The organism is Bradyrhizobium macuxiense, from assembly GCF_001542415.1.
GTDB classification, from domain to species: Bacteria; Pseudomonadota; Alphaproteobacteria; order Rhizobiales; family Xanthobacteraceae; genus Bradyrhizobium; species Bradyrhizobium macuxiense.
Genome location: NZ_LNCU01000094.1, coordinates 1 through 12,921, shown reverse-complemented (window position 1 = coordinate 12,921; position 12,921 = coordinate 1). Strand labels below are relative to the sequence as shown.

9 protein-coding genes and 5 pseudogenes are annotated in these 12,921 nt (G+C 59.2%); 6 read left to right on the top strand and 8 right to left on the bottom strand.

The features are described from left to right. Positions 1-3: 3 nt before the first annotated feature. A complete protein-coding gene (locus tag AS156_RS28365; RefSeq protein WP_066511629.1) occupies positions 4-1,320 on the top strand; it encodes a UDP-glucose dehydrogenase family protein in 1,317 nt (438 codons plus the stop codon). A gap of 548 nt (positions 1,321-1,868) precedes the next feature. On the opposite strand, the pseudogene AS156_RS41255 reads toward AS156_RS28365, so the two are convergent. Further along, positions 1,869-2,245: pseudogene (locus AS156_RS41255) on the bottom strand (transposase); the annotation flags it as partial. Here AS156_RS41255 and AS156_RS42405 point away from each other — a divergent pair. Further along, complete coding sequence (locus tag AS156_RS42405) at positions 2,210-2,410, top strand: hypothetical protein (protein WP_136626475.1); 201 nt, start codon at positions 2,210-2,212, stop codon at positions 2,408-2,410. The pseudogene AS156_RS41255 and the gene AS156_RS42405 sit on opposite strands and share 36 nt — an antisense overlap. Before the next feature lie 556 nt (positions 2,411-2,966). Continuing rightward, the gene (locus AS156_RS28360) at positions 2,967-4,391 is read left to right on the top strand and encodes a hypothetical protein (protein WP_136626474.1); all 1,425 of its coding nucleotides are present in this window, start codon (positions 2,967-2,969) and stop codon (positions 4,389-4,391) included. Positions 4,392-4,643: 252 nt separating this feature from the next. On the opposite strand, the pseudogene AS156_RS41250 reads toward AS156_RS28360, so the two are convergent. Then, positions 4,644-4,973 (bottom strand): annotated as a pseudogene (locus AS156_RS41250) (IS5/IS1182 family transposase); the annotation flags it as partial. A gap of 33 nt (positions 4,974-5,006) precedes the next feature. Next, the gene (locus AS156_RS28350; protein WP_066511623.1) at positions 5,007-6,338 is read right to left on the bottom strand and encodes a hypothetical protein; all 1,332 of its coding nucleotides are present in this window, start codon (positions 6,336-6,338) and stop codon (positions 5,007-5,009) included. 222 nt (positions 6,339-6,560) lie between these two features. Here AS156_RS28350 and AS156_RS43055 point away from each other — a divergent pair, with 222 nt between their 5' ends. Next, positions 6,561-6,731 (top strand): hypothetical protein, encoded by a 171-nt coding sequence (locus AS156_RS43055; protein ID WP_160331155.1) that lies wholly within the window; start codon positions 6,561-6,563, stop codon positions 6,729-6,731. Here AS156_RS43055 and AS156_RS41245 read toward each other — a convergent pair. Continuing rightward, positions 6,716-6,856: pseudogene (locus AS156_RS41245) on the bottom strand (transposase domain-containing protein); the annotation flags it as partial. The gene AS156_RS43055 and the pseudogene AS156_RS41245 sit on opposite strands and share 16 nt — an antisense overlap. Positions 6,857-7,358: 502 nt before the next feature. Here AS156_RS41245 and AS156_RS28345 point away from each other — a divergent pair. Together AS156_RS28345 and AS156_RS46115 are read left to right on the top strand one after the other, a co-directional pair. Then, a pseudogene (locus AS156_RS28345) lies at positions 7,359-8,273 on the top strand (reverse transcriptase domain-containing protein); the annotation flags it as partial. 43 nt (positions 8,274-8,316) lie between these two features. Further along, positions 8,317-8,661: a group II intron maturase-specific domain-containing protein gene (locus AS156_RS46115; protein ID WP_430641819.1), complete on the top strand. Its 345-nt coding sequence runs from the start codon at positions 8,317-8,319 to the stop codon at positions 8,659-8,661. 185 nt (positions 8,662-8,846) lie between these two features. Here the strand turns inward: AS156_RS46115 and AS156_RS41240 are convergent. From AS156_RS41240 to AS156_RS28330, 4 genes and pseudogenes are all read right to left on the bottom strand, one after another. Next, positions 8,847-9,091 (bottom strand): annotated as a pseudogene (locus AS156_RS41240) (IS66 family transposase); the annotation flags it as partial. A gap of 87 nt (positions 9,092-9,178) precedes the next feature. Next, positions 9,179-10,183, bottom strand: a complete 1,005-nt coding sequence (locus tag AS156_RS28340; RefSeq protein WP_066510107.1) for a site-specific integrase — start codon at positions 10,181-10,183, stop codon at positions 9,179-9,181. Further along, positions 10,180-11,514, bottom strand: a complete 1,335-nt coding sequence (locus AS156_RS28335; RefSeq protein ID WP_245313059.1) for a tyrosine-type recombinase/integrase — start codon at positions 11,512-11,514, stop codon at positions 10,180-10,182. The genes AS156_RS28340 and AS156_RS28335 overlap by 4 nt, the downstream gene beginning before the upstream one ends. A gap of 26 nt (positions 11,515-11,540) precedes the next feature. Next, positions 11,541-12,770: a site-specific integrase gene (locus AS156_RS28330; protein WP_066510110.1), complete on the bottom strand. Its 1,230-nt coding sequence runs from the start codon at positions 12,768-12,770 to the stop codon at positions 11,541-11,543. Between the last annotated feature and the right edge of the window lie 151 nt (positions 12,771-12,921).

The following is a 12,921-nucleotide window of genomic DNA, read 5'->3' as shown; positions in this document are numbered from 1 at the left end:
CTCATGCGCATCGCCATGATTGGCACGGGTTATGTGGGGCTGGTATCGGGCGCCTGTTTTGCGGATTTCGGTCACCATGTGACCTGCGTGGACAAGGATGCGAGCAAGATCGCAGCGCTCCATCGGGGCGAGATCCCGATCTTCGAGCCCGGTCTCGACGCGCTGGTCGCAGCCAATGTGAAGGCCAAGCGGCTCGAGTTCACCACCGATCTGGCGGCACCCGTCGCTGAGGCCGACGCGGTGTTCATCGCGGTCGGCACGCCGTCGCGGCGCGGCGACGGCCACGCCGACCTCACTTATGTCTACGGCGCCGCGCGCGAGATCGCTGCGGCCATCAAGGGCTTTACCGTCGTCGTCACCAAGTCGACCGTGCCGGTCGGCACCGGAGATGAGGTCGAGCGGTTGATCCGCGAGACCAATCCCGCGGTCGACGTCGTGGTCGCCTCCAATCCGGAATTCCTGCGCGAGGGCGCCGCGATCCGCGACTTCAAATTCCCCGATCGCATCGTGGTCGGCACGTCGGACGAGCGCGGACGCAAAGTGCTCGGCGATGTCTATCGGCCGTTGTCGCTGAACCAGGCGCCGGTGATGTACACGGCGCGGCGCACCGCGGAGCTGATCAAATACGCCGCCAACGCATTCCTCGCGACCAAGATCACCTTCATCAACGAGATCGCCGATCTCTCCGAGAAAGTCGGTGCCGATGTGCAGGAAGTCGCGCGCGGCATCGGGCTCGACAACCGCATCGGCTCCAAGTTCCTGCATGCGGGCCCCGGCTTCGGCGGCTCCTGCTTCCCGAAGGACACCCGCGCGCTGATCAAGATCGCGCAGGACCACGATGTGCAGCTGCGCATCGTCGAGGCGGTGCTCGGCGTCAATGACATCCGCAAGCGCGCGATGGCGCGCAAGGTCGCAAACCTCTCCGGCGGCAGCCTGCGCGGCAAGACCGTCGCGGTGCTCGGCCTCACCTTCAAGCCCGACACCGACGACATGCGCGAGGCGCCGTCGATCCCGCTCGTCACCGGCCTGCTCGACATGGGCGCCAGGGTGCGTGCGCATGACCCGGTCGGCATGGAGCAGGCCCGCAAGGAGCTGCCCGACATCGAGTATTGCGACGATGCCTATGAGTGCGCCAAGGGTGCCGACGCCATGGTCGTGGTCACCGAATGGGTGCAGTACCGCACGCTCGATCTCGAGCGCTTGAAGGCGGACATGAAGCAGCCGGTCGTGATCGACCTGCGCAACATCTATCGCCCCGAGGACATGGCCGCGCACGGCTTTGCCTATGACAGCGTCGGCCGCGCGCCGCTGCCGCTCTAACAGGATCATTGCTGGAGTGATCGGTGAGCTCGGCTTCACCATGAACGTAGCTATGGACAATGCGACTAAAGCGACAATAGGTCGCAACGCACGCAGAGAGAACGTCGCGAGAAGCGTCCGTGAGCCGTCTCTCAGCTGATAGCACTATGCGAGTATGTCGGGTGTCATCCGGCCCGTTAATTGCGGATCGATGTCAATTCCTTTCTTGAAACCATCCGGCAAGATCGTAGCGTTCGGCACGTCGGAGCGGGTCGGGGTTGCGGAGATGGGACGAGCGTGGCTGGCAGGTCGATCGCCAGCTGATGGCGGTGGTCGGTCGCTGTAAATCTCAATTCGATCAGGTTGGTCGGTTGGTCCGTCGCTGGAGGCAAGGTTCTTTCCGAGGTCGCGAATCGCGCCATCACGATGATGTTCGGGGGCGAATGTCTCAACGTCTGCAGCGGGGTGCGGCCGAGACGCCGCCAGCCGGATGAGCGAGGTCGTCACAACCACCATCCCAGCGGGACTTCGCGAACCCGGCGGACCGGGTCAGGAACTTGCAGATAAAATCAGGTTGCTTGGGCATGTCCCCATTCGAAGGCAGTTCCATCGACCCAGATGCAGTGAAGGATGACGGCGATCTTGCGGGCAATGGCAACTTTCGTCTTCTTCATGCCGATCGGCTTCGCGAGCTTTGTCCCTCAGGCCTTGAGGGAGCGCCACTTCTTCGTCAGATGGAGAAGAACGGTCGCGGCTTCGAACAAGTAATATAAGTTCGTAGAAGTCGATCGCCCCAACGCGAGATTTTGCCGTTCATATTGGTCTCGCCGGATTGATGGCGGCGAGGTGTAAGACCCAGATATGCACCGACTGTCGAGGCCGATCGGAAGCGCGACGGATCGTCGATCGTATGTCGGAACGTCAACGCTGTCACGACGCCTACGCCGAAGGTTCGTCGGCAAGAATCAGGGTTGGCGTCACCTGCGCTTACTTAAAGAATATGCAGATGAAAGGAAACACGTTGAACCGATTGTCCGGCGCCGGCGTGGAAATCGGTCCGCTCAATGCGAGCAACAACCTCGAGATAGAGGGGAACGTCATCACCGACTGAGGGGGCACCTCAGTTCTGCGACCTATAAGAGCGGGATCAAGGTTTCGCAGAAGGCCGCGCCGATCAAAATTGGGCGAAACACGATCGTCAACACACCGGCACGTAGTAGATGACGTATGGCGTACCGCGTCCTGCTGACTAGTGTTGCCGGAATGAAGGTCTACGATGATGACGTGATCGTTGACGTGCCGACGCCATGCTCCATCTCCGCGACGGGCATCACAACGCGGGCGGACCGTAGGGGCTTGGCGCATCATCGCACAAATGCTTCCAGGAACTGCAGGTTCTCTCGCGCTTCGAGGAGCGTGACGATGACAAGAAGTGTCATGGCGATGCCTAGTAAACTAGTTGATGGACCAATCGGCTTTAGTTTCTGAGTTCCGCCCCTCTTTGGGTACGTCTTTGTTCCTCTACGAAAACCTTCAGCAATATCAGCCAAGCCATATGGGGGCAACCTGATCATGCCGAAGACAGTTTTCCACCTGTCGGGGGCAGAACGCGTTGCTCGCAGGCTTGTTCTTGCCTATAGGACTACTAGCGTTCTCGGGGGGTGACGTTGAACAGCTATTTCGTTTTATCATTATTTTTGCCTATCCTCGCTGCCTTGATTGAATTCCGGAGGTCGTCTCGCTTCGATTTCTTATCGGCGATATCCGCTGCATTTGTGCTGGTGTTCTTCGTTGCTCCGATCATTCTCTTTCTTGCGCCACCGAGCGCGCCCGCATTCTCCAAGTTTGTCTGGATGAGGAGCCTGCCGGCAGAAGATGCGCCGTACGTGTGGGCGGCGTGTCTTGTGAGCATTTCGTATCTGTCTATCGCGGCCGGTTACTTGGTTGGCCCCGATCGAAGGTTCTTTGTGTGGCAGAGAGAGGATGACACCAGAAAGTATCTGGTCCTCGGGCTTGTCTTTATGGTGATTGGTCTGGTTTCGTATTGCTTCTATCTGGAGGTTGTGGGAGGGCCGAATTCTGCGTTCAAAAATGTCTGGGAACTAAGAAAGGGCACTCCGGACGTCGGGCCTCTGGCGCAGTTCGCATTTGTCAAACGTCTCGCGTTTTTCGTGATTCCGGGCTCCGTTTTCTTGATGCAATTTGCATCACGTAAGCGCGGCGCATTTGCTTGGGGATTGACCGCCGCAGCGACCTTCTTGACCCTTTGCATTGTAGTTTTCTTTCAGGGGCGCCTGGTCCTGATCGCCTATGTCGCTCCGATCCTTCTTGCCATGTGGGTGATGCGCAAATCATCGACATTGCGGACGAAGCTTCTGAATGTGTGCTCCACCGTTCTGATTTTCGGTACTATCTTCGCCGCCGGTGAGATGACGCGGCCGATGTCCGTTATCGTCATCGCCCCAGGAGGTCCACCTCCGGCGTTAGGCGGACCGCAAGATGATCAGCTATCTGCCGAGGTTCGGCCGTCCGCTCAGGACGCGAGACGCATCGACCGACTCAAGACTCGGGTACATTTGCCGAACCCCGTCATCTCGCTCGGTCTCGAGTTTGCGTTCCCGATCGTTAACGTCTTAACCACCGTGCAGAAAGTTCCGGGGACCGTCGGGTATCGATGGTTTGCGGATCTAGTCTTGCCGTTCCTTCAACTGGTGCCGAAGAGACTTGTTCCGCTCAGAGATCACTTGCCGCCAAAACTCGTCGAACTGAATACGCGTTTTCAGGTGGGCGACGTCGAATGGGGAATTCCCGTCGATCTAGTATCGTTTGGCTGGTATAGCCTCGGCGTCGTCGGCGTGGTCTTAACGTCGTTCGGCTTTGGATGGGTGGCCAAGAATCTTGAAGGCGTCCTTCCTTCAAGCACTTACGGTGATTGGGTTTTCCGATTTTCGTGGCTGGTAATCTTGGCTGCGCTCGTCATGTATGGTGATCCATACTGGTTCGTCATTGAGCTGTTTCCCTGGTGGGTCGCGCTGCTTTGCTATCTCGCATTCATTGTCATGCGACCGTTCGAAAGCACGGCCGATAATTAGTCGTCAGTGCTTTAATCGCGGGCACGGTGTCAACCCCGATAGCCAAAAATGATCCACTGCCGGGTTCATGGTTCTTTCCGCGGTCATCTCTAGGCAGGAGCGCCGCATGATGGCGTTCAAGAGGTGTGCATCCCGATGTGAAGAGCGCGGTGCGTATCGCCCGCAGGGACGACTTCGAGATTGCCAACACCTTCCGTCCCGGCAGGGACGCATGTTCCGCCGAGGCGGATCTCGGTTAGTTAGCGTTGGTTCAACCATGATGGCGGCGCGCTTGGCCAAGCGTAGATAGCTCTGGCGCAGCGGCACGCAGTTGCGCTTGGCGAGCCCAACGAGCTTGATGATGGCTCGATGCATCAGCCGCGCGTCGGTCGGATGCGCAACGGCCTTGGGCTGCACCGTGGTATCGACCACCACTCGCTCCAGGTCCTTGGCACCGATGGCTCCGGTCTTGTGCGCCACCGACAGACTTTCCTGGATCAGCACGACGAGTTGTTCTTCGCCAAGCCGCTGGCGCCAGCGGGTCATCGATGATCGATCGAATGGCAGACGGTGGCAGAAGCTCAATTCGCCGCAGAAGTATTGGCTTTAATTAATAGGGAACCGACGAGCGTTCTCCTATTCGGCTCCAGTGCCCTGGTGGGCTACCTTCCCGGCGCCAAAGACTTGGCGCCGCAAATATTCGATGATCCACACCGCGGTGAAAACGATCAACGGACGCCTAACCAAGAGGAGTTCGAACAGCATGTCGTTTCGATGGACGTAGAACGCAAGGAACACGCCGCATAACGCCAGCGCAGGAATGGCCGATGGAGCGGTCGCACGGAAGATCAAGAGTTGAAATCCGAGCAGAGCCAGCAGGACGGCGGCCGTCTCCATCACGACGCCGCCATAGCCATATTCACAGAACATCTCAGCCCAGATGTTTCCGGCCATTCCGGCCCACTGATGAGGAAACAGAGTGGGCTTGTATTCGCTTTCGAAAAGTGTGGGCGGCGTAATAAATCTCCCTGCGAAGGGAACGACAAGAGCGATCGATTTGGCGATCCGGCCCGGCGTACAGGTCAAACTCTGGCGTGTCGTCTCCGACAGGATTGCCTGGGTGACGAATGGTTCCAATCGTCCCAGCATTCCAGGAAGGAGTGTGAAGACTGTCTCGGGTGGGTGAAGATATTGCTTAGGCTGAGGCGCAGTGATGCTTGGCTTCTCGTTGCTTTCGGCGGAGGGGGAAGTTTGGATCTCGGTATAGACCATGCCAAGTCTGGGCAGGGCAATGCCGCGGAAGTAATTGACCGTTACCATGAACACGAACATGGTGACGACGGCGACACCCACGAAGGGAAGTTTCCGCCAGAGATTTATGCGTCCTTGGCGGTGAAGCGCGAGCATCGTGCACGCAATGAAGACCATCACGGATATCATCCGGAAGCCCAGAACGAGATCGACGGCCAGAAGCGCTGTCGCAAGAATCAGCTGGACAGGCCGGCGAAAGAAGAAGGCGTCGATCCAAGCCAGTCCCGCGCTCGTCTCGAACAGCGCGAACCAATAGCCGAGTTGCGATAGCAGGACCGTTTTGTTGAGCTCGAGAAGGCGGCCGGACCGCGCCGCTCCGACCAGCGCGACAAACGAAACCAGAAGATACCAGTTCGCCAGGCTCGGCTGAGGCAAAGATCTGGTAGTCTTATATTGAGGCGATCTGCTGTCGAAAACGGCTGCGGCGCAGATGATGGCCACGGTGATGCCGATACCGATCCAATATGCTCCAGGCGAAAGTGGGATGTGATTGCTTAACGGTTCCTCGGCATTCCAGTCGGGGACGGATCCGATGAGGAGCGGGAGAAAATAAAAGGCGCAGCCTCCGAATGCGACCGCGAACAGATCGAAGGTGCGGTTTCGGAAAAGAAAATAGGCCGTTCCCGCAATGAGGGCTGCCACAAATATGAAATTCATCAGGTATGATCCGTCACTTCGTTCATCAATCCTCTTGAGGACCAGGCCGTCAAGGTACCCGTCTTACGAGGTGATGCTCGCCCACCAATGAGCTCGATTTAGCACTTGCGGCCTGCCCTAACAACGCTTCGGCGATTTCTAAGCTTGTAGCCGCGCCTGTCGCCGGATCGCCGGCTACCTGACCTCTCGTTCCTTCCAAAAACCACCGGAGCCTTGGCTGACATGCTCGACCTGCATGGCGTTTCGCGTGCGCTCTTTGATCTGATCGTGGCCGCGGAGGTCAGGAGTCAGGCCTATTACATCAGTACATACGACGAAGACCGCCTGATTGACATACGCGCTGGCACGGCGAGATCTATGATGGCGTTGTGCGAAGGTCAGGCGGCCCGCTGATCGGCGGGCTTGTCGGCTTGGCGCAGGAGCTTCCATTCCCAGGGCAACAGTTCGTGCAGACGTGACGCGGGAAGATCGGCGATGCGGGCGAGGACGTCGGCGAGCCAGGCCTTGGGATGTGTGTCCAGGTAAGGCTGGCATGTTCAGCAGGAGACAGTCCTGCCAGGGCAAAAGTCAGAGCCCTGTAGTTCGGATAGCAGAGGAGATGGAAACAGAACCTTTGAAGCCTATCGACAAAGTCTCCTTGAGGGAGATTACGAGTCACCGGGCCGTATCAAAAGAGAACGCGTTGTGGCCTCGAAAGCTTGTGTAACCGAGGGCCGAGCCTGCATCCCAAGGGCGAAGGCAGTATGGGCAGCCGAAGACTGACTGACACGGCTACTCACCTTGGCGGGGTGGAAGCGACAGCACGGTGACAAGGACATGCGAAGCAACTGGAGAAACCCTCCTCGTCCCGACGAGAAATCGGCGGAAGAAGGTAGGTCGTATAACCGGCGACACCGGGAAATCGGCCGAAGACGAGAGGGCTGCGGCCGGGTTCGTAGTAGCTGAGAGGCGAAGTAATGTTCGCGGAGCGAAGGGGCCCTGCCATTTGCAAGTCTCTGACATAAGGAAGGCAAGGACGAGATGACAAAGGTGTCCATTGATTTGCAGGACCTGAGGAGGAGACTATACGTCAAGGCGAAGGCTGAACCGTCTTGGCGTTTCTGGGGTCTATACGTCCACGTCTGCAAGATGGAGACGCTGCGCGAAGCGTATGAGATGGCGAAAGAAAACGACGGCGCTCCGGGAATAGACGGAGTGACGTTCGAGGCCATTGAAGCGCAAGGCGTGGAGGCTCTGCTTGAGCAGCTACGGGACGAACTGACCGGGCGGACCTATCGGCCACTCCCGGCCCGCAAGCGGGAAATACCGAAAGACGGGGGCAGCAAAGTCCGCGTTTTGTCGATTCCGGCAATCCGGGACAGGGTGGTTCAGGGTGCGCTCAAGCTTATCCTCGAGCCTGTATTCGAGGCAGACTTCCAACCGGGGTCGTATGGATATCGTCCCAAGCGGACAGCACATGGCGCAATCAAGCGCGTAGCTGAAGCGATCGTCCAGAAGAAGACGCGGGTGCTCGACTTTGATCTGCGGGCCTATTTTGACAATGTCCGGCATGACCGGCTGTTGAAGAAAGTGGCGCAGCGGGTTGATGACGCGGACATCATGCATCTGCTGAAGACGATGCTGAAAGCCTCGGGCAAGAGAGGCGTTCCTCAAGGGGGTGTGATCTCGCCGTTGCTCAGTAATATCTACCTCAATGAGGTGGACAAGATGCTTGAGCGAGCCCGGGACGTCACCCGCGAGAGCAAGCACACCCGTATCGAATACGCGAGGTTCGCTGACGATCTGGTGATCTTGATCGACGCCTACAAACGTCATGACTGGCTGATCGGAGCCGTGACCAAACGGTTGCGGGAGGAGTTTGCCAAACTGCAGGTGGAAATCAATGACGAGAAGAGTCGCATGATCGACCTGGAACGAGGCGAGAGCTTCGGCTTTCTTGGGGTTCGACTTCCGCTATCTCCGCAGCTTGCACGGAAGGATGCGGCCGCACTATACGCCCAAGCTCAAGAAGCGGACGGCGCTTTTGCGGGACTTGAAGGAGGTGTTTCGCCGACACCGGTCGCAACCGATCGACAGGGTGATAAACCTGATCAATCCGAAGCTCCGGGGATGGGTGAACTACTTCGCGGTTGGGCACTCAAGCGAGTGCTTCCGCTACGTCAAAGAGTGGATAGAGAGAAAGGTCAGGCGCCATATGGCGCATGCTCGGAAACGACAGGGCTTCTGCTGGGCGCGGTGGAGTAGTTCGTGGTTGTACAAGACCCTGAAGCTGTTCAATGACTACGGGGTGAAATACGACACGACGAAAGTCGCACCAACATGATAGGTCCCATAACCCTTGAACTGACGCAAATGGGGGCGCGCAGTGCGGGAAATCTGCATGCTGCGTGCGAGGTGGAGGGGGCCGGAAACGTGCATGGCCACGAATGCATGGCCGTGCGGCGCGCCAGCCCTCGACCCTACCGACGTCGTTGAGGCGACAGGGGTCGTGATAATCGTCAGCATGATGGCGGCGCGGTCGTTGATGGCGCGCTCGATCTCGAACAACGCATCGAGGCGTTTGACCGCCTCCAGCGTGATCGGAGAGATACGTTTGCCCTTCTTGCGTCCCGAGCATTTTGCTCGATGTCAGCCAGCTCGACGAAGCCCCGCCGCCCGTGGCATAAGCAAAATGCCGGCGTAATCGGCAGTACTTTTTTCTGAGGGGCGAACAGCGGCTCGAAGCCGTTGCAACAATCGGCGTGCAGGATACCGGCTAATCGCGAGGTGGCGGTAATGTGAAGGAACGCCGCCGGATGCGGGATTGATACTGTTTTTGATTGACGTTCCTTCGCATTATTTCAGAGCGTGTCGAGCCAGGCGAGCAGGCTCGTATCCCGCTTCCACGACGGGGGATGTCGTGCCGATTGCGGAGCACTGACCTGTTCCAGCGCCTTTCGCTTCGTTTCCAGATTGGCCCTGGCATAGTGATTGGTGGTGTCGAGGCTCACATGACCAAGCCAGCTACGGATAACAGTGACGTCGACACCCGCCGAGACGAGGTGTACGGCGGTGGCGTGTCGGAAGCTGTGCGGCGTCACATGCTTAGTCCGCAACGTTGGCGTGGTTTCGGCCGCCGCCTTCACATAGGCCGCAAGCTTGAACCGAACGCCGGATGCGCTGAGCGGCTCGCCATAGCGGTTGACGAACAGCCGCTGGTCCGATGCACGCGGCTGTCGCTCCAGCAGCTTTTTCAGCAACAGCACGGTTTCCGGCCAGAGTGGGCAGATGCGTTCCTTGCGGCCCTTGCCGGTAAGACGAACGCAACTTGGGCTATCGAACCGGATCGCCCTGGGACACAGATCGAGAGCCTCCTGTATCCGTGCCCCGCTGTTGTAGAGGAACGAGAGCAGTGCATGATCGCGTATGCCTTCGAGTGTGGAGCGGTTTGGCTGGGCAAGGATCGCTGCTACCTCCGCTGGGTCCAGATAACAGGGTTCCGACACCGGCGCCCGCTTGACTGGGATGTGAAGGATTTCCACGCACTGAGCGATCGATGCGGGATCCTTGGTTGCGACGAAGTTGAAGAAGCTGCGGATCGCGGCAAGCCTGCAGTTGCGCGTGCCGATCGTACCGCCGCGGTCGTGCTCGGCGTGACCGAGGAAGGCAGCCACCCCGCCGGCAGTCAGATCGGCCAGTGTGATCACCGCCACCTTCTTTTCCGCGCGTTGTGCGGCGAACCGCAGGAACAGCCGCCAGGTGTCACGATAGGACCGGACCGTGTGGACCGATGCATTGCGTTGCTCGACGAGCCATTCGTGGAAGAACGCACGCATCAAATCCGGGAACGCGTTCGCCTTGTTCATGGCCGCACCTCCTGCCCCAGATCGAGGCATGGCGCGCCTACGGCCCTGAACCGCTCGTTCGCAAGATGCAGCAGGTCTTGTGTAACGGTGATGTAGATGAGGGTGGAGTGGATATCCTTATGGCCAAGATATGTCGCGAGGAAGGGCAGCCGGTCTTGCGGATTGATACCCGAGCGGTACCATTCGAGGATACGGTGCACGACCATCGAGTGGCGCAGGTCATGAAGACGGGGACCCATTCGCCCTTCTGGCGGCTTTAGCCCGGCTCGGCGGATCACGTCGACGAGCAACAAGGCGATGACCTGCTTTGTATAGCGGGCGTTGCGCCCCTCGTGCCAGAGCAGGGCGGAGTGCGGATCCTGCGGTGCACCGGCCTGCTGCCGCGCATCGAGATAAGCCCGAAGCTCGGCGATCACGCTGTCAGACAACGGCAGGATCCTCGTCTTGTAGAACTTGGTCTGCCGGATCGTGATTGTGCCGACGCGGAAGTCAACGTCACCAAGATCGAGACGGGCAAGCTCGCCACGACGAAGCCCCGCGCAATAGGCCAGCAGAAGCATGGCACGAATGCTCGCCGCACGCAGCGGAGCCCGTTGCGAAGGATAGGAACGAGCAATATCGAGCATCTGCCGTATGTCGGTCGGCGTATAGATGTAAGGCTTGCGCCACTGCTTCGCTAATTCCTTCTGCGGTCGCGGGTCCGGGCGGCGCGGCGGGAGCGACGGATTCTTATGGCGCAGGACCCTCGCAAGGATCCGCTCCAGTTTCTCACATTCCGCAGCGTGATTGAGTGTCGTTTTTGCCTTCTTCCAATGCTCCAGCATCACCTCGATCGGTTCATCCTGCAACGCAGGATTCAACTGCAGGAACCGATCGAACCGCAAGAACCATGCGGGCTGCGAGGTGTATTTGTATCCTCTGTTGCGCATCAGCGCGACGTGCTCGGCCATGATCCCGCCCAGCGTGCTGCCGAACGGCTTGGGCTGGCGTAGTTCGGCAAGGGCCTGTTCGGGGTCATGCGACGCCAGTGCGCGCCAGACCGGCCGACATCGCTTGATATTGCATGCCTCGCACAAGGCGGTGACGGGATTGCGCTCGATCGCTCCGATGTTCAGAAGGTGATCGAGGAACCGATCGATGATGCGGGTGCGGTTCAGCAGCGTCGTCGCCATCCAATGGTCCGACAATGTCTGCAGCCAGGCCACCAGAACATCCTTGCCGAGCTCGGCATGGCATTCAGCGACGTCCTGGAAGCTGTTCAGCACCTGCCTGTAAGAGGCGCAGCTGTCGGGGTGTCGCAGGCTAAGGCCTGCCAGATAGCGCGCGATCAACTGCCGTTCGGGATCGGGCCATGTTGTCATGACAGCACCTCCGCTCCCGGCACGTCGAGTGCGATGGTCCTGAGGTCCTCGGTGGCAAGCTTGAGATAGGGCACCGTGGACTCCGCCGACCGGTGCCCGAGCAGATCACCGATGACCTTCTGCGGGACCGATGCGCGCAACATTTCAACCGCGCGTGCATGTCGGAAGACATGGGCACCGCTCTTGCCCGGCAGCTTGATACCGGCCTGGCGCAGTCGGCGCCGTACCATCTTGTCCAACATCCTGAGCTTGCGATAGGGTGCACGCGCGCGGATGAAGATTTCCCGGACGTCGATCGCCGGCCGCCCCGCACGTAAATAAGCAAGCACTGCTTCGCCGACCGGCTCCATCAGGGGCAGGAAGGAACAGGCCTTGGTCTTGGTGTGCCGGATGCGGATCGATTCCGCCCGCCAGTTGATGTCATCAAGCCGCAGGTTGCAGATTTCACTCGACCTCAGGCCATAGGTCGCGAGCAGTTGCAGAATCGCATGGTCCCTCAACCCCCTCAGTGTCCTGTCTTTTCCCGCAGCCTTCAGGACGGCGGCAACTTGATCTCGCTCCAGAATCGAGGGCACCCCCTCATAGGCGTAGATCAGCGGACCGATGACATGCGGCGACAGGTCGATCGCGGTACGGCCGACCCGGTGCAGATGCCGCAACAAAGAGCGCAAGCGGTTCGCGACGGCGCTCAACGATTTGCGTGTCAGCTTCGGCGCGCGCATGTCCATATAGCGGTCGATGTCGTCGACCCTCAGGCTCGTCAGGCTATTGTCACCGTTCCGCCTGAACTGCCAGGTCAGGAAGTGCCGGGCCTCCCAGATCAAAGCCTCGATGCTGGCGGGGGCGAGGCCTCGCGCCTCACGAAGCCAGATCTCGTATTCGTCGCAGATCGCAAATCGCTCGGCTTCGGCGGCGCAGGCCGCTTTCGGAGGGGGTGGCCACTGGCCCTGCACAAGCCCCAGCAGCGCGTGGATTCCGGCGCGCGGGATCGGGTGCTGGTGTGGCCCTGATCGACCATGGCGTTTGCGCAACATCCCACTCGCATGGCTTATGTATGTCGGCACCAGCGCCTCGGTCACGTTCTCAACCTGGATTTCCCGCCGTTCGAGATAATCGAGGAATCTGCGCGCGCACCCGCAATAGTTACTGATCGTCCTCGGGTGATAGCGCTGGCCGGCCAGTACGGCCTTGAGCTCGGCGATCAGGTCTTCATTGGATTTCAGCATCATCGACTCCTCTGCTGGTCAAATGACTGCAGAGGTCGCAGAGAAGTGAAATAATGCGGAGCAAAGCCGGTACCGAATCAGCAGAAATCCTCGATATCCTCGTGTCGAACCGGCGTTCCTTCACATTACCGCCACCTCGCGATTAGCCGGC

Coding starts and splice junctions, on each gene's coding strand:
- AS156_RS42405 (WP_136626475.1), top strand. CDS start 2,210: ATGTCGGAACGTCAACGCTGTCACGACGCCTACGCCGAAGGTTCGTCG.
- AS156_RS28350 (WP_066511623.1), bottom strand. CDS start 6,338: ATGAATTTCATATTTGTGGCAGCCCTCATTGCGGGAACGGCCTATTTT.
- AS156_RS43055 (WP_160331155.1), top strand. CDS start 6,561: ATGCTCGACCTGCATGGCGTTTCGCGTGCGCTCTTTGATCTGATCGTG.
- AS156_RS28365 (WP_066511629.1), top strand. CDS start 4: ATGCGCATCGCCATGATTGGCACGGGTTATGTGGGGCTGGTATCGGGC.
- AS156_RS46115 (WP_430641819.1), top strand. CDS start 8,317: ATGCGGCCGCACTATACGCCCAAGCTCAAGAAGCGGACGGCGCTTTTG.
- AS156_RS28330 (WP_066510110.1), bottom strand. CDS start 12,770: ATGCTGAAATCCAATGAAGACCTGATCGCCGAGCTCAAGGCCGTACTG.
- AS156_RS28340 (WP_066510107.1), bottom strand. CDS start 10,183: ATGAACAAGGCGAACGCGTTCCCGGATTTGATGCGTGCGTTCTTCCAC.